We start from the raw sequence: 15,831 nt of genomic DNA on the forward strand, positions 1-15,831 counted from the left end.
TTATCCGATCAGTTAATTAACCGAACGGATAAATATGCCCCTCGATCCTCTTTCACAGACGATGTTCGCGCTTGCGGACCCGACGCGCCGGGCGATCCTTGCGCGGCTTTCGACCGGCGAGGCAACGGTCAACGAGCTGGCTGCGCCCTTCGACATGAGCCTGCCGGCTGTCTCCAAGCACCTGAAGGTTCTGGAGCGCGCCAACCTGATCACCCGCAGCCGCACCGCCCAGTGGCGCCCCTGCCGCCTGGAGCCCGAGCCCCTGAAGGCCGTCGACGGCTGGCTCGGCGACTACCGCAAGCTCTGGGAACACCGGCTGGACAGGCTGGAAAACTATCTCGCGACGCTGAATCGGCCGGAAGACAAGAGGGAGGACGGCAATGACCGATAATCTGGAACGCTCGCTGATCATCGAGAACGAACGGGTGTTTGCGGCAGACCGCCCTGCCCTGTTCAGGGCATTCTCCGATCCGGATGTGCTGGTGAAATGGTGGGGGCCACACGGCTTCACCAACCGCATAGAGCAGTTCGAGTTCAGGAACGGCGGCACATGGATGATCGTCATGACCTCTTCCAGCGATACCGATTTCGAAAATCACTGGACCTTCGAGGACATCCGGCCGGATGAACGCATCGTCGCCTTCCATCACGGCCCGATGCACGCCTTCGGGTTGGAGATCGGCTTCCATGAGGCTGACGCCGAGACGCGCCTCACCTGGCGCATGTCCTTCGAGGATATGGAAGAGAACCGGCAGATCGAAAAATTCCTTCGGGCCGCCAACGAACAGAATTTCGACCGGCTGGAAGCCGTCTTGTCAGACTTGGAAAAGGATCGCTGAGATGAGTGCAGAACTGGACCCGAGCAAAATCATCCGCCTCGACCGCTTGATCGACGCCCCGCGCGAACTCGTCTTCGCGGCCCTTTCCGATGCAAGGCATCTCGATGCGTGGTGGGGACCGGAGGGTTTTACCAACGAGACGCATGCCATGAGTTTCGAAGTCGGCGGCCTGTGGCACTACACGATGCACGGCCGGGACGGAAAGGACTGGCCGAACTGGATCCGCTACACCGAGATCACCGCCCCTCCCGCATCGCCTATGACCACGGCGGCGAGCTGGATGAGCCTGCGCATTTCACCGGCCTGATCACGCTCGATGAGGAAAGCGGCAAGACCCGCATCACACTCACCCTGATCCTGCCGACCGCGGAGGCCAAGCAGGCGGTGGTCGAGTTCGGCGCGGTGGAAGGTGGGCAGCAGACGCTCGCCAAGCTCGATCGGTATATGGGGACACTCAGGTAAAGGACTTAAGGTCGGTCGCGGCTACGAAGTCTCTGGGTCGAACGAAGTCCGAGCAGCCAGCATACTAGCGGTTATGAGCAGGCCGAAATAGAGTTTATGAGACCTTGATACATCACTTTTAGTCAGGGGATCGAGCGGGAGGATCCGAACAGGCGGTTGCCGGATGACCCGAACCGGACCGATGGGGTTCGAAAAATCTAAGAGTGAGCGCAGTGCCAGCAGGTGGAGAGATAGGATAGGCAAGTGAAGAAATACAAACCTCTTACGATCAACACAGGTCGATTGTTCGCAATCGAGTTGGCTGACGAGTTAGGTTTCGGGTTCGGTTATGCAACCCTATCGCATCTCAACTTTGGGCACCTCGTAAACATCTTCAAGGCGATCGGTGACACAAGAGATCTGCCACCTGAGCTCTTCGGGCAGGATTTGATAATAACAGACCATCTGATCAATGATGGGCCGTTCGTGAAGTCGCGCAACAATCCAGTCCCATGGGTTCTGCTGGATTCGGCGTGTCCCAATCCGCAGGTGCCTCGAAATACCTTCTTTCGGGTTGGCAATCGGATCTTCGATATGCAAACCGATCAAGAAGTGACGGACGACACTCTCGATCCGGATAGCTTTCCACCCGTGAAGTTCCCTATGGACGATCGTCTGACCTACGAGGTGACGGCTCTCCTTACCGGGAAGCAGTGGCGCCTTAACGAAGAGAAAGATCTGTACGAGATATTTTGAAGCTGGCGGCGGCTTTGAGCAGCGTGATCGTTATGGGAGCCAAGGCCCCCGGCCACATTGAGGCGCAGTTGAGCGTCGCGCTCAATCCCCCAGTTCCATCTGAAACTCCACCCTTCATTGAACATCCCCCACACCACTGGTAATTTCACCCTGCATTCGCGAGGGGGCGGGCATGTCGAAGAATATCGTCATTCTGTTCGACGGGACGTCGAACGAGATTTCCGCGGACCGCACCAATGTGCTGAGGCTGTTCGGCGCGCTGGAGCGTTCGGAGCGCCAGATCGTCCACTATGATCCGGGCGTCGGCACATTTGGCGCCAACAATGCCTGGTCGAAACTCTATCGCAATTCAGTCGAGGTCTGGGGGCTGGCCACCGGCTGGGGGCTCGACCAGAACGTCAAGGAAGCCTACCGGTTTCTGATCGAGAACTACGATGCCGGCCCGACGGATGCCGATGGCAATCATGTGGATCGCGATCGCATCTACATTTTCGGCTTCAGCCGCGGCGCCTATACCGCGCGGGTGCTGGCGGGCTTCATCCATGCGCTCGGCTTCATGAGCCGCTACCATCTCAATCTGCTGGATTATGCCTACAATACCTACAAGGGCATTTCCGACCGGGAACAGAGAGGGCAGGATACGGTTCAGGACGGCGATGCACGGTCGGCCTTCGCCTCGATGCGGCTATATGAGCGCACTTTGAAGACCGGCAGGCCGCCGATCAAGCTGCTCGGTCTGTTCGATACGGTCGCTTCCGTCATCGAGCCCGGAAAACACTGGCTGCAGATGAAGACCCATCCCTTCACCCACCGCAACCCGAGCGTCGAGTGGGTGCGCCATGCAGTCGCCATCGACGAGCGCCGCACCATGTTCCAGCCGGAGCTCTGGACACCCGATCAGGACTACAGGGGAAGTCCGTTCAAGAAGGTGAAGGCGAAGCAGAATTTCAGGGAAGTCTGGTTTTCCGGCGTGCATGGCGATATCGGCGGCGGTTATCCCGAAGCGGAAAGCGGCCAGGTAAAAATCCCGCTCGACTGGATGATCCGCGAGACGGAACCCACCGGACTGCTCTTTCAGCAGCATACCGTCGACAATTTGGTGCGCGGCGAGCGCGACAATAAATATGTGCCGCTCGATCCGCTCGCGACACTACACGATTCCATGAGCTTCGGCTGGCGGCTGCTCGAAGCCGTGCCCCGCCGCGTGCCGGAAAATTCCTGGCGCAAGCGCGGCGACCGACGCAGGATATATATTCCCTGCAAGGACCGGCGCCTCATTCCCGATGGCGCGATACTGCACGATTCCGTAAGAATCCGGATCGACGCGGGCGGCTATAATCCGCCGAACCTGCCGAAGAATCCGGTCTACGTACCGTGAAGGCTATCTCGTGGGAAGCTGGCGCAGGAACGGCAGGCCGCCTGCGGATCAGATACGAAGGATCGATGCGCGCCGCGGCGCGATAAGACATGTCCGCTGGCGGGTCATCCGGCATAATCCCGGAAATATTTCCACATCAGCAAGGCGACAATAGCCAGGGCTGTCCACGTCACGACTGCGACGAGGATCGACATGATCAGGTTAGCAACCCGCCTCGTCATGCGGCGGCACCTCCAGAATTGATCCGGGGATAGGCTAGAGGCCAATATTCGGCCTGTCCCGATTGAAGACTGGGAAGTCTTAAGAGACTACGCTGCAGTGCACACAAGATTTCGCAGCCCGTCCCGTTTCGCGCCGATACGGCGTCGAAATGGCACAGGAACGCCCGTCGGGTTGCATCATCAAAATTGCATATTTATCGAGCGTTGTGCGACTTCCGGATAGCATCAGCCTCGCCCTCAAGGCCGGGATTGCCCTACACGATGGCGAACATGCGGGCGCGGCAGAGACAGTTGCTTCAAGCCTCGTTGATGAAGCCCATCAGCAGCGCCGCCGCGAGTAGGAGCAGCAGGCCGGCATCGAACAGGGAAAAGTGCTGCAATATGTCCATGGCATTATCCTCCTGAAGGCAGATAGGCCTTCATCGGGAGACTGATCCGCTCCCTCCCCCATGTCCTTGACCTCGCGCAACCACCCTTGCCAATCGCCAAGCACCGAATAAACGGCCTCACATCAGGCGCTGCACCGCCGCCAGATCGTCGCGGAAGCGGATAAGCTCCTCCTGCTTCCGTCCCTCGTCGGGAATGCGCAGGAGATAGGATGGGTGGACGGTAACGAAGAGCGTGCGGCCATCCTCCATCGGGATCGGCGCGCTGCGTACGTCTTCGAGCTTCTGGCGCATGTCGGTCAGCGCAAACAGCGCCGTCGCCCCCATCGCCACGAGAAGCTTGGGCTGAACCAGTTCGATTTCCTTCGTGAGCCACCAGCGGCATTGCCGCACCTCGCCCATATTCGGCTTCTGATGGATGCGGCGCTTGCCGCGCGGCTCGTATTTGAAATGCTTCACCGCATTGGTCACATAGAGGCCGTGGCGATCGATGCCGACCTGTTTAAGCGTATCGTTGAACAATTGGCCCGCCGGCCCGACAAAGGGTTTGCCGGCAAGATCCTCCTGGTCGCCCGGCTGTTCGCCGATGATCATCGTCGCCGCATTGGCCGGTCCCTCGCCGAATACAGTCTGGGTGGCCCGGCAATAGATGTCGCAGCGCGTGCAGGACCGCGCCTCCTCCCGCAGGTCTTCGAGCGTGCCGGAGGCGGCGCGTGGCGTGGCCGGCACCTTCGCTGCCGCCTCCTGGATGCGATGGTGGAAAGGCAGCGGCTCGCTCGCCTGTTTCGCCGCCATCTCGATGACATTGGCCTCGGCATTGGCGATCAGGCTCGGGATGAGATCCGCTTCCGGAAGGTTCTTCCAGTATTTCTTCGGCATCTCCTTCGTCATCATCTTCACCTTCAGCCGCGCCGGGTTGAAGATGGAGGCATAATAGGTGCGCCACAGCTCGTCGGTATCGTCGCGAAGGTTCGGCTTTTCGGCCGGATCGTCGGTGGTGCGCAACTCCTCGCCATCCCAGGATGCCGAGCCCTTGGGCGTCAGGATCAGCCAGTCCATGTCGGTGAAGCGGCGCTGGAAGAATGGCGCCACACGGCTGACGATGAAATGGTCCGGCTCGAACCAGGCGATGAAGCGCCGCCGCCCGGCAGTCTCCTCCGGCAGCTGCAGTTCCTTGAAGCGGACGAAGGCCGTCATCTTGTGATAATCGCGCCCGACCGACTTCGCCATGCGGCTGGCGGCCACCACATCCTGGTCGCTGGCATGCTGCAACAGCGACTTGGCCCCAAAATTGATGCGGAACAGCATGCGATAAAGAAGCGCGAAGCGGGTCGGGTCGGAATGACAGAGCACGGCCTCGGCCAACCGGACGAAGGCCATGGAGACGATCGGCTTTTCGCAGAGAGGGGACGGTTCCGGCAGGCGGTTGTCGTCGAAACCGAACAGCCCGTCGGCATCGTCCATCGTGCGCCAGTCGATGATGTCGGGCACGATGCCGGCCAGCATGAAGGCCCGGGCGGCATCCCGCCACTCGGTCGCATCCCCCGCCCCCGCAAGGAATAGCGGAACATCATAGCAGCGACAGTTGCTCCGGCTGGGGTTGAAACATGGCGCGCAGGTCGGATCGATCGACGAGACGGTGCGGCGTCCATCCGTCGCAGACGACGAAGGGCTGCACCTTTTTCAGCGACACGCCGAGCCGCTTCAAGTCATCAAGCCTCAGCCGCCGGAACCGCCGCGACGAAATGATGCCCTTGACCGTCTTGGTGCCGAAGCCCGGCACGCGCAAAAGCATCTCCCGGTCGGCACGGTTGATATCGACCGGAAAACGGTCGCGGTGCCCGAGCGCCCAGGCAAGCTTAGGGTCGAGATCGAGATCCAGCATGCCGTTGACGCCGCCGGACGTGATTTCGCCGATATCGAAGCCATAGAAGCGGTAGAGCCAGTCGGCCTGATAGAGACGGTGCTCGCGCATCAGCGGCGGCTTGATCAGCGGCAGGTTGCGAGACGAGATCGGGGATCGGGCTGAAGGCCGAATAGTAGACGCGCTTGAGGCCGTAGCTGCCGTAAAGCCGCGCGCTGGTGCCGAGGATCGTCGCGTCGTTTGCACCATCCGCGCCGACGATCATCTGCGTGCTCTGGCCGGCCGGCGCGAATTTCTTGCGTCGCTTCGTCTGCAGCGTCGGCTCGGCCATTTCCTCGATCTTGAGCCTGAGATTGCCCATGGAGCGGCGAATATTGTCCGGCCGCTTTTCCGGCGCGAACTTTCCGATCCCGGCATCGGTCGGCAGTTCGATATTGATCGACAGGCGGTCGGCATAAAGCCCCGCCTCCTCGATCAGATGGGCGGACGCCTCGGGAATCGACTTCAGATGGATATAGCCACGGAAATTGTGGATGGTGCGAAGCTCTCTGGCGATCCGTACCATCTCCTCCATCGTGTGATCCGAGGAGCGGATGATGCCCGACGAGAGGAACAGGCCCTCGATATAGTTGCGCCGGTAGAATTCCAACGTCAGCCAGATCACTTCTTCGGGCGTGAAGCGCGCCCGCTCGACATTGCTGGAGGAGCGGTTGATGCAATAGGCGCAGTCATAGATGCAGAAATTGGTGAGCAGGATCTTCAGGAGCGAGATACAGCGACCATCTGGCGCATAGGCGTGGCAGATGCCGGAACCTTCCGTCGATCCCAGGCCGACGGATGACGACGAATCCCGCTTCGTCGTCCCGCTGGAGGCGCAGGATGCGTCATATTTGGCGGCGTCCGACAGGATCGCCAATCGTTCTTTCAGCGACTTCTTCATTATGTTTGTTCTATATATGTTCTCATTGGAGGCGTCAAGAGATTGACAAATGAGCGCGGTTCACATCAGATATCTATGCGGGAGACATGACGGTTTTTCGAATTTCCTCACGGGGAACATCGAAATTCTGCTATAGTGACCTATATTTTGACGATGCGATGGTTCCGAAGTTTACGCTCCGGAACCTGTTTCTTTTGTGTTCGCGGCAACCGCGGTCACATCCCTGAAGGACAAGGAAATGGTTGATAAGGTACCGATGACGCCGAGCGGGTTTACCCAGCTGCAGGAAGAACTGCGCTGGAGGCAGCAGGAAGAGCGTCCCCGTATCATCGAAGCGATTGCGGAAGCGCGCGCCCATGGCGACCTTTCGGAAAACGCCGAATATCATGCCGCCAAGGAGGCCCAGAGCCACAACGAAGGCCGCATCACCGAGCTTGAGGATTTCACTGCCCGTGCAGAGGTGATCGACCTCTCCAAAATGTCCGGCTCGACCATCAAGTTCGGCGCGACGGTAAAGCTCGTCGACGAAGATACCGAAGAAGAAAAGGTCTATCAGATCGTCGGCGACCAGGAAGCCGATGTGAAGAAGGGCCGCATCTCGATCTCCTCTCCGATCGCGCGTGCGATGATCGGCAAGGAAGCCGGCGATTCGATCGAAGTCGTGGCGCCCGGCGGATCGAAGGCCTACGAAATCCTCTCCATCTCCTGGGGCTGATGCCCGGTGAGCAAGAGAGGCGACGACGCCGTCGTCGATATCAGTGACGTCGAAGTAATCGCGCCGAATTTCAAGCGGCGCCTTTCCGGCGTCACCTCGACCATCATCCAGCTCGTTCCGGTCCAGCGTGCCCTTGGCTACAAGGTGGCAGCGCTTGGGCCGGGCTTGCCGTCGAGCATTCCCCATATCCGTTTTCGCGACCTCCTGCGCTGCTGGAAAGCACCGCGGGGCAGGCGCGTGCGCATCTGGCATGCCCGCCGCAACCTCGAAATGCTGCCGGCGATCTTCCTGCGCGACGTCTTGCGGATGAAGCTGAAGATCGCCTTCACCTCCGCCTCCCAGCGCAAGCATACGGGCTGGACGAAATGGCTGATCTCGAACATGGACGCGGTGATCGCCACCAGCAGCCGCACATCGGGTTATCTGACCGTGCCGAACACCGTCATCCTTCACGGGATCGACACTGAACGCTTTGCACCTGCGCCGGATAAGGCTGAAGCAAAGCGCGCCCGCGCGCTGCCCGCTGATCGCAAGATCGTCGGCTGCTTCGGCCGCGTCCGTCACCAGAAGGGCACCGACCTCTTCGTCGACGCGATGATGGAAATCCTGCCGGCCCGGCCCGACTGGATCGCCATCGTCGCCGGCCGCGCCACCGGCCCGCATGTCGATTTTGAAAAGGGCCTGATCGAAAAAATCGCCAAGGCCGGCCTCGCCGATCGCATTCGCTTCGTCGGTGAACACACCAATATCAACGACTGGTACCGCGCACTCGACCTGTTCGTCGCCCCCAGCGCTGGGAAGGATTTGGCTTGACGCCGCTGGAAGCGATGGCAAGCGCCGTCCCGGTAGTCGCCACCGATGTCGGTGCCTTTTCCGAACTCGTTGTCACCGGTAAGGAGGAAACCGGTGTCATCATCGCACGCGACGATCTCGACGCGATGAAGACTGCGACAGCGACGATGATGGATGACGAGGCCCGCCGGCTGAACGCCTCGGCCTGCGCTCTGCGCCATGCGCGCACGCGGTTTTCCATCGCCAACGAGGCCGACGCCCTGGGTCGCGTCTACGAAAGCCTGATGGCGACCGCTTAAAGACAATCCCAGGACACAGAATCCTCCACCCCATGACAATGACCCTCGCTTGCGCCATCGATCGCAACTACACCGAACTTGCCGGCGTGATGCTGCATTCGGTACGCATCAACGGCGATATTCCCCATGTCCCTCTTTGCGTGCTTGGCGACGGGCTGAAGCCGATCGACAAGAAAAGGCTGGAGATCTGCGCCGGCCGCAAGATCAAGTTCATCGACCTGACCGACGAGATGATCGCCAGATTCGCCGGCTTCCGGACAAACGCCAACTGGAGCCGCGCCATCTACGGCCGCCTGATCCTGCCGGACCTTTTGGACGCCGACGTCACCCGCCTCGTCTATCTCGATGCCGATACGATGGCGAAGAAAAGCATCCGCCCGCTTTTCGAGATGGATCTCGGCGGAGCGATCGCAGCCGCCGTCGGCGGCTCCCTGCCCCGCATGAACGCGTCCATCGGTCGGCCCGCAGACAGATTTTACTTCAACTCAGGCGTTCTCGTTCTCGAGCTTGAAAAGTATCGGACCGAAAAACTGGGCGACCGGGCGCTGGAAATCGTCAGGAACAACAACCTGCGCTTCCCGGATCAGGATGCGTTGAACCTCGTGATCGACGGGCGTGTAGTGCCGCTCGACCGCAGCTGGAACGAGGAATTGGCCGCAGGTAGCGATACGGCGGCGATCATCCATTTCACCCATGCCAAGCCCAATACGACCAGATGCAAACATCCGGAAAAAGAGCTTTTCCTCGAATACCGACGTGACACGCCGTGGGCCAATAAGCGGTTGAAGACCAAGCTCGACAAACGCTGGCGCAAGTTCAAGCATTCGCTGCATCGCCGCTGGAAAGCCGTTGCCGGCGGCTGATCAGGCACGCTTCCGGGTCATCAGATCCAGGTAGGCATCGCAGATCGCCTGTTCGGAAAACTGCGCCATCAGCGTGCGACGGCCGCCCTCGGCAAGCGAGCGGGCCAGTTGAGAATCCGAGAGGATCTGCGCAATGGCAGCGGCAAAGCCGGCGGCATCGTCGATATCGACCAGCAGACCGTTCTCGCCATCGCGCATGAACCAGACGGGACCTTCAGATCGGGACGAGACGACCGGTTTGTCTTGCGCCCACGCTTCCAGGATCACGTTGCCGAGCGGCTCGTGGTTGGAGGGCATGATGAAGATGTCGGCGGCGGCGACGTGCGGACGGGCGTCCTGCTGCCAGCCGAGAAAGCGGGTCCGGTCGAAAATGCCGCGCTCCCTCGCCTGCGCTTCCAGCGCCTCGCGCTCCTCGCCCTCGCCGGCCAGCCACAGCCAGATATCGGGAAGCCTCGCCACGGCATCGATCAGCGTATGAAAGCCCTTGCGCTTGACGAAGCGTCCCATCGACATCACGAGCGGCACATCGGCCGGCGTGTCGAAGGCGGCACGATCGATCGGCGCGACCTTCTCGGTATTGGTGAAGTTGGAAATCACCTCGACGCGCCGGTCCCAGCCGAGCTTGCGCACCTGATCGGCAATGCCCGGCGTGTTGCAGACGATGACATCGGTATTGCGGAAATAGGTGAGCCGCAGCGGATAGTCGCCGAGCCGCGAGATCTTGATGCAGCCGTCATAGGCCGGCATCAGTTCGCTGGCGCGCGGCGCCCAGGCCATGATCGCATCCGGCCTTTCCGCCTTCGCCATCCGCATCACCTTCATGGGCAGGAGCACGCGATCGAGCGACAGGTTGCGAAAATGGCTCTCGACGATGCGGCTCACACCGTCGATATCCTTCCTCCATGACCGGTCAGGACGGATGACGCTGATCTGCTCGATATCCCGGCGAGCAAAGGCGTTGACGAGATGGGTGAAGAACCGCTCGGCTCCGCCATCCTTGCCGAAATGGAAGTGCATCACCTTCATGGCGCGGCCGAACCGGTTTCGAACAGCCGCATATAGGTGCGCGCGATCACCTCTTCGGAAAAACGTTCGTCGAGCGTGCGGCGTCCGCCTTCGACAAGCCGCGCCCGCAGGTCGGAATCGTTGCGTAACCGGCCGAGCGCCGTCGCGAGCCCGTCGGCATCGCCGCAATCGACCATCAGCGCATCCGTCTCGTCCGTCATTACCCAGGACGGGCCTTCCGCCCGGGTCGAGACGGTCGGCTTGCCGGCACCCCAGCCTTCGAAACAGACATTGCCGAGGGGCTCGTGCAGCGAGGTTACCGTGAAAGCGTCGGCAGCGGCGAGATAGGCATAGGCGTCACTGCGCCAGCCCGGGAAACGGACGCGGTCGGCCATGCCGAGCTCCGTCACCAGCGCCTGCAGGCTTTCCTTCTCCGGTCCGTCGCCGAGCAGCCAGAGATAGGCGCCATCGAGCTTATGGACCGCGCGGATCAGGCTGTCGAAACCCTTGCGCTTGACGAACCGGCCCATACCGATGACGACGAAGGCGTCGTCCGGCGTATCGAGCACCGAGCGCTCGATCGGCGCTCCGGCCTTGGCACGGGTGAAGTTGGGAATGACCTCGACGCCGCGCGTCCAGCCCAGCTCGCGGACCTTGGAGGCGATGTCGGGCGTGATGCAGATGAGCGTCTGCGAGTTCGTGTAATAACCGAGATGTTCCGGATAGTCGCCGAGACGAGAGAGCCGCCGCGCCGGCTGGTAGTCCGGCATGAAACGGCTGGCACGCAGCTGCCAGGACATGATCACGTCCGGCTTGAACTCGGCGAGGATGCGCTTCATCCTGGCCGAGAGGATGAAGCGCGACAGCGAAATGCGCCGGAACACGCCCTCGTAGACAATGCCCTGTTTCTCGATGTCCTTGCGCCAGCTGCGATCAGGGCGGATCAGCATACGCTGCTCGACGCCACGGTCACCGAGCGCGTTGACGAGGTTGACGAAAAAACGCTCCGCGCCGCCGTCGGTGCCGAAATGGATATGCATGACTTTCATGGCAGCCTCGGGTCCGTGTCTCAGTGATTGACGGCGTCGTCCTGGTTTGGCCTGTCCTTCAGTGCCGTGCGCTGAAACAGCTTGGCCTGGGTCAGGAAGGAATAGACACCACCGGTCATCGCCTCGATAAAGCCCGACACGCCGCAGCGCCACAGGCCGTTCTTGAAATAGAGCCGCAGGAAATAGGCCCAGGGCGAAAATATCAGCTTGAGCGTGCTCGGCTTCTTGCCGGCGGCGAATTGCTGGTCGGCCTTCAGCGTCGAATACTTGTTTTCCTTGAGAATCTGCTCGTCGATGATCAGCGGCCGGAAATGCAGGAGCGATCCCGTCGCGGCATTGTCCACCCGTCCATCGGGGACGATGCCTTCATGCACCGCCTGGGAGAGATCGTAGCGCCCCTGCCCTTGCGGATCAGGCGAAGGTTCTTGCGTTCCTTCACATGCGCCGGCGTGTAGCCGAAGCCGATCAGATAGGGACGCCGCGCGACGCGCCAGCCGACGACCTCTTCGGGCGCCTTGATCAGCTCGGGCAACAAGGCCCTCAGGTCGCGGTCGAGCCGCTCGTCGGAATCGATATTGAGGCACCAGGGCTGGCTGCATTGCTCCAGCGCGAATTGTTTCTGCCCGGCATAGCCACGCCATTTCTCCTCGATCAGCCGGATCGGCCAGCCTTTATCGGCATAGGAGCGGATCAGATCGAGCGTGCCGTCCGTCGAGCCCGAGATCGACAAGCACGATCTCGGAGAGATCAGCGAGGCTCTCGATGCAATTGGCGAGATAGGCCTCTTCATTCTGGCAGATGATGAAGGCCGAGATCGGGAGCCTGGACATGGTCCGCCTCCTTTAAACTTCCACGAGGCCGAGCTGCTTGACCTGGCGGATGGTCAGCATGGTGCGGACCGTGTCCACATGCTCGTCGGCGGTCAGGACCTCGATGACGAAATCCTGGAATTTCGTCAGGTTCTCGGCCGTGCAGCGCAGGATGAAGTCGCTGTCGCCATTGACCATCCAGGCCTCGCGCACCAGCGGCCATTGCTGCATTCTGGAGGCAAAGCCTTTGAGATCGGCATCCGACTGGCGCTTCAGCCCGACCATGCAGAAGGCGACGAGATCGAAGCCGAGCTTCGGCCCGTTCAGGAGAGCATGATAGCCCTCGATTATGCCCGCTTCCTCCAGCTTGCGGACGCGCCGCAGGCAGGGTGGCGCGGAAATCCCCACGCGTTCGGCAAGTTCCACATTCGTGATACGGCCGTCCCGCTGGAGCTCCCTCAATATCTTGATGTCAATGGCGTCGAGATCGGCCTGGAGCACGGTATTCCCCTATGAATGGGAAGGCTTTTAATCGAAACCTCGTTTAACGCAAGGCGCAAGCGAATGCACTCGGCTTCCCGCCGTTTTCAGGCTGTTGCGTCCAACTGTCCTGTTACTAATGCAAACCTGCCCTTGCACTACCGCATGGATCGACATTACATGGTCTGCAAAAAGCGGCAGAGCGGGAAAGGCCTTCCTATATTGGGTGCGAACGTTCTGACCGATCCTTGAAAGGAAGTCTTCATGTCCGCCCGTCACACGGAAGTGCTGATCATCGGTTCTGGCCCCGCCGGCTACACGGCAGCCATCTACGCAGCCCGCGCCATGCTGAAGCCGGTCTTGATCGCCGGCATGGAACAGGGCGGTCAGCTGATGATCACCACCGATGTCGAAAATTATCCAGGCTTCGGCGACCCGATCCAGGGTCCCTGGCTGATGGAGCAGATGCTCAAGCAGGCGACCCATGTCGGCGCCGAGATCGTCAACGACCTCGTCACCGAAGTCGAGACAACGAGCCGCCCCTTCACCATCCGCACCGATTCGGGTGCTGTCTGGACCGCCGACACGATCATCATTTCCACCGGCGCCAAGGCGAAGTGGCTCGGCATCGAGAGCGAACAGCATTTCCAAGGGTTCGGCGTTTCGGCCTGCGCGACCTGCGACGGCTTCTTCTATCGCAACAAGGACGTCATCGTCGTTGGTGGTGGCAACTCCGCCGTCGAGGAAGCGCTCTATCTGTCGAATATCGCCAAGACCGTCACCGTCGTTCATCGCCGTGACGAATTCCGCTCGGAAAAGATCCTGCGCGAACGCCTCTTCCAGCGAGAAAACGTCAAGGTGCTGTGGAATACCGAGATCCACGAGATCACCGGCAAGCCCGCCAAGCCGCCGCTTCCGCCATCGGTGGAAGGCGTCAAGCTGCGCAACACCTTGAGCGGCGCGATCACCGAGCAGCCGATCGACGGCGTGTTCGTGGCCATCGGCCATGCTCCGGCCACCGAGCTGTTCAAGGACAAGCTCAGGATGAAGACCGGCGGCTACCTCTGGACAGCGCCGGATTCGACCGCAACCGACGTGCCCGGCATCTTTGCCGCCGGTGACGTGACCGACGACACATTCAGGCAGGCGATCACCGCCGCCGGCATGGGCTGCATGGCAGCCCTCGAAGCGGAACGCTATCTCGCCGGCATCCAGCCAGTTGCCATAGCAGCGGAGTAAGCATGGGCGTTCCTCTCGACTGGGATAAATTGCGCATTTTTCATGCGGCGGCGGAGGCTGGCTCCTTCACCCATGCCGCAGATAAACTGCATCTCTCCCAGTCGGCGATCAGTCGCCAGGTCAGCGCGCTTGAACAGGACGTGGGCGTCAAGCTGTTTCACCGCCATGCCCGCGGCCTGATCCTGACCGAACAGGGCGAATTGCTCTACAGAACCGCCCATGATGTTCTGCTGAAGCTGGAAACCGTCAAGGTCCAGCTCACCGAGACGACCGACAAGCCATCCGGCAAGCTGCGTGTAACCACAACCGTCGGTCTCGGCCAGGGCTGGCTGACCGACAAGGTGCAGGAATTCCTGCAGCTCTATCCGGAAATGTCGATCCAGCTGATCCTCGACAACGAGGAAGTCGACGTCAATATGCGCCATGCGGATTGCGCGATCCGGCTTCGCCAGCCGCAGCAATCGGACCTGATCCAGCGCAAGCTCTTTACCGTGCATATGCACGTCTATGCGGCACCCTCCTATATCAACCGCTTCGGTGAGCCGCAGACGATCGACGATCTCGACAACCATCGCATCATCACCTTCGGTGAACCGGCGCCGAACTACCTGCTCGACGTCAACTGGTTGGAATATGCCGGCCGCTCGTCCGATAATGCCCGCACGCCGCATCTGCAGATCAACAGCCAGACGTCTATCAAGCGCGCCTGCCTTCTCGGCATCGGCATTGCCTGCCTGCCAGACTATATCGTCGGCCGCGACCCAGGCCTGATCCAGCTCGCCATAAACGCCGATATTCCGTCTTTCGATACCTATTTCTGCTATCCGGACGAAATGAAGAATGCGGCGAAGCTGAAAGTCTTCCGTGATTTCATCGTCGGCAAGGCGCGCAACTGGAGTTTCTGATATATTTCAGAGACTTAAAGACCACCAAAAGAATCACGCGCGGCAATTATGCAGGTTTTAAGACACCAGCCTTGCACACATCGCATGGCTGGCCTGCACAAAATAAGATTGCGCGATGCACAAAAAACCACCATATCGCACTCAGCTGATGCACACGGTGGCTTTCCTCCCAGTTCCACCGCACCAGCTGTTCCCCTCTGGAGGTTTTTTGACCTTCACACTTAAAAGGGCCCTGGAGCGATCCGGTGGCCCTCTTTTTTTGCCTGAACTCCACCCCGGTTACAATTGAGACGTAGGGCATTACAAAAGTAACGTTCAATATCCTATCCGGCCCTTGTCGTCCGGAACATGCGAGCCCATATTCATAATCAGCTAGCGCCACTTGTGGCTTCCCCGCCACCGCGCTGGCTGTTCCCCTCTGGAGGTTATCGACCTTCACACCTGACGGGCCGCGGAGAAATCCGCTGGCCCGATTTTTTGCCTCTTTAAATCGAGAAATTCCGATCTACATATCGTCTGGAGGCGATTTAGATGACTATCGATAAAACGGAAATTCTGAAGGCACTGGCTCACCCGATAAGGATCTCGTTCCTGGAATGGATGCGCGAACCCGAGCGGCATTTCAGCGACCAGGCCCACCCCTGGAAATGGGCATTTGCGCCAAGCAATTCGAAAAGAGATGTGGTCTCTCCCAGTCCACCGTCTCCTCGCATCTGGCGGCCCTTGAAAAGGCTGGCCTGCTGAAATCGGACCGTGTCGGCCAATGGGCCTTCTATTCCCGCAACGAGGATACGATCGCAACCTTCCTGACCGAGCTCAGATCGACGCTCTGATCAGGCCTCCTCCTCAA

Annotated in this window: 12 protein-coding genes and 5 pseudogenes; 11 read left to right on the top strand and 6 right to left on the bottom strand. The window is 60.2% G+C overall.

Annotated elements, in window-relative coordinates:
• Nucleotides 1–34 precede the first annotated feature (34 nt).
• The 5 genes and pseudogenes from N7E02_RS28100 to N7E02_RS28120 all read left to right on the top strand — a co-directional run bounded on the left by N7E02_RS28100 (nt 35) and on the right by N7E02_RS28120 (nt 3,414).
• Nucleotides 35–391 carry an ArsR/SmtB family transcription factor gene (locus N7E02_RS28100; RefSeq protein ID WP_286581130.1) on the top strand — a complete coding sequence of 119 codons (357 nt, stop codon included), beginning with the start codon at nt 35–37 and terminating at the stop codon, nt 389–391.
• The gene (locus N7E02_RS28105) at nt 381–839 is read left to right on the top strand and encodes an SRPBCC domain-containing protein (RefSeq protein WP_286581131.1); all 459 of its coding nucleotides are present in this window, start codon (nt 381–383) and stop codon (nt 837–839) included. The genes N7E02_RS28100 and N7E02_RS28105 overlap by 11 nt, the downstream gene beginning before the upstream one ends.
• Nucleotide 840: 1 nt before the next feature.
• Nucleotides 841–1,301: pseudogene (locus N7E02_RS28110) on the top strand (SRPBCC family protein).
• A gap of 243 nt (nt 1,302–1,544) precedes the next feature.
• The gene (locus tag N7E02_RS28115; RefSeq protein WP_286581132.1) at nt 1,545–2,036 is read left to right on the top strand and encodes a hypothetical protein; all 492 of its coding nucleotides are present in this window, start codon (nt 1,545–1,547) and stop codon (nt 2,034–2,036) included.
• Between the two features lie 172 nt (nt 2,037–2,208).
• Entirely contained in the window at nt 2,209–3,414 is a 1,206-nt protein-coding gene (locus tag N7E02_RS28120; RefSeq protein WP_286581133.1) for a T6SS phospholipase effector Tle1-like catalytic domain-containing protein, read from the top strand.
• A gap of 727 nt (nt 3,415–4,141) precedes the next feature.
• Here the strand turns inward: N7E02_RS28120 and N7E02_RS28125 are convergent.
• Both N7E02_RS28125 and N7E02_RS28130 read right to left on the bottom strand, forming a co-directional pair.
• The gene (locus N7E02_RS28125) at nt 4,142–5,527 is read right to left on the bottom strand and encodes a UdgX family uracil-DNA binding protein (protein WP_286581134.1); all 1,386 of its coding nucleotides are present in this window, start codon (nt 5,525–5,527) and stop codon (nt 4,142–4,144) included.
• A gap of 64 nt (nt 5,528–5,591) precedes the next feature.
• Nucleotides 5,592–6,825 (bottom strand): annotated as a pseudogene (locus tag N7E02_RS28130) (putative DNA modification/repair radical SAM protein).
• 238 nt (nt 6,826–7,063) lie between these two features.
• Here N7E02_RS28130 and greA point away from each other — a divergent pair.
• The 3 genes and pseudogenes from greA to N7E02_RS28145 all read left to right on the top strand — a co-directional run bounded on the left by greA (nt 7,064) and on the right by N7E02_RS28145 (nt 9,494).
• Nucleotides 7,064–7,540 (top strand): transcription elongation factor GreA, encoded by a 477-nt coding sequence (gene greA / locus N7E02_RS28135; protein ID WP_286581135.1) that lies wholly within the window; start codon nt 7,064–7,066, stop codon nt 7,538–7,540.
• A 6-nt stretch (nt 7,541–7,546) separates the two neighbouring features.
• Nucleotides 7,547–8,631, top strand: a pseudogene (locus N7E02_RS28140) (glycosyltransferase family 4 protein).
• Between the two features lie 32 nt (nt 8,632–8,663).
• The gene (locus N7E02_RS28145; RefSeq protein ID WP_286581136.1) at nt 8,664–9,494 is read left to right on the top strand and encodes a glycosyltransferase family 8 protein; all 831 of its coding nucleotides are present in this window, start codon (nt 8,664–8,666) and stop codon (nt 9,492–9,494) included.
• Here N7E02_RS28145 and N7E02_RS28150 read toward each other — a convergent pair whose 3' ends face one another.
• The 4 genes and pseudogenes from N7E02_RS28150 to N7E02_RS28165 form a co-directional block, all read right to left on the bottom strand.
• A complete protein-coding gene (locus tag N7E02_RS28150) occupies nt 9,495–10,520 on the bottom strand; it encodes a glycosyltransferase (protein ID WP_286581138.1) in 1,026 nt (341 codons plus the stop codon).
• Nucleotides 10,517–11,548: a glycosyltransferase gene (locus N7E02_RS28155; RefSeq protein ID WP_286581140.1), complete on the bottom strand. Its 1,032-nt coding sequence runs from the start codon at nt 11,546–11,548 to the stop codon at nt 10,517–10,519. The genes N7E02_RS28150 and N7E02_RS28155 overlap by 4 nt, the downstream gene beginning before the upstream one ends.
• 20 nt (nt 11,549–11,568) lie before the next feature.
• Nucleotides 11,569–12,378: pseudogene (locus tag N7E02_RS28160) on the bottom strand (glycosyltransferase family 2 protein).
• Nucleotides 12,379–12,390: 12 nt separating this feature from the next.
• A complete protein-coding gene (locus N7E02_RS28165) occupies nt 12,391–12,858 on the bottom strand; it encodes an Lrp/AsnC family transcriptional regulator (protein ID WP_286581141.1) in 468 nt (155 codons plus the stop codon).
• A gap of 243 nt (nt 12,859–13,101) precedes the next feature.
• Here N7E02_RS28165 and trxB point away from each other — a divergent pair, with 243 nt between their 5' ends.
• The 3 genes and pseudogenes from trxB (at nt 13,102) to N7E02_RS28180 (ending at nt 15,814) form a co-directional block, all read left to right on the top strand.
• Nucleotides 13,102–14,076: a thioredoxin-disulfide reductase gene (gene trxB, locus N7E02_RS28170; RefSeq protein ID WP_286581143.1), complete on the top strand. Its 975-nt coding sequence runs from the start codon at nt 13,102–13,104 to the stop codon at nt 14,074–14,076.
• 2 nt (nt 14,077–14,078) lie between these two features.
• Nucleotides 14,079–14,981, top strand: a complete 903-nt coding sequence (locus N7E02_RS28175) for a LysR family transcriptional regulator VtlR (protein ID WP_286581144.1) — start codon at nt 14,079–14,081, stop codon at nt 14,979–14,981.
• A 537-nt stretch (nt 14,982–15,518) separates the two neighbouring features.
• Nucleotides 15,519–15,814 (top strand): annotated as a pseudogene (locus N7E02_RS28180) (ArsR/SmtB family transcription factor).
• Nucleotides 15,815–15,831 lie beyond the last annotated feature (17 nt).

The organism is Terrirhizobium terrae (assembly GCF_030323265.1).
Classification (GTDB): domain Bacteria; phylum Pseudomonadota; class Alphaproteobacteria; order Rhizobiales; family Rhizobiaceae; genus Neorhizobium.

Bases quoted from the DNA above. Each gene is read 5' to 3' on its own strand.
- N7E02_RS28100 (WP_286581130.1), top strand. From the start codon at position 35: ATGCCCCTCGATCCTCTTTCACAGACGATGTTCGCGCTTGCGGACCCG.
- N7E02_RS28105 (WP_286581131.1), top strand. From the start codon at position 381: ATGACCGATAATCTGGAACGCTCGCTGATCATCGAGAACGAACGGGTG.
- N7E02_RS28120 (WP_286581133.1), top strand. From the start codon at position 2,209: ATGTCGAAGAATATCGTCATTCTGTTCGACGGGACGTCGAACGAGATT.
- N7E02_RS28125 (WP_286581134.1), bottom strand. From the start codon at position 5,527: ATGCTGGCCGGCATCGTGCCCGACATCATCGACTGGCGCACGATGGAC.
- greA (WP_286581135.1), top strand. From the start codon at position 7,064: ATGGTTGATAAGGTACCGATGACGCCGAGCGGGTTTACCCAGCTGCAG.
- N7E02_RS28145 (WP_286581136.1), top strand. From the start codon at position 8,664: ATGACAATGACCCTCGCTTGCGCCATCGATCGCAACTACACCGAACTT.
- N7E02_RS28150 (WP_286581138.1), bottom strand. From the start codon at position 10,520: ATGAAGGTGATGCACTTCCATTTCGGCAAGGATGGCGGAGCCGAGCGG.
- N7E02_RS28155 (WP_286581140.1), bottom strand. From the start codon at position 11,548: ATGAAAGTCATGCATATCCATTTCGGCACCGACGGCGGCGCGGAGCGT.
- trxB (WP_286581143.1), top strand. From the start codon at position 13,102: ATGTCCGCCCGTCACACGGAAGTGCTGATCATCGGTTCTGGCCCCGCC.
- N7E02_RS28175 (WP_286581144.1), top strand. From the start codon at position 14,079: ATGGGCGTTCCTCTCGACTGGGATAAATTGCGCATTTTTCATGCGGCG.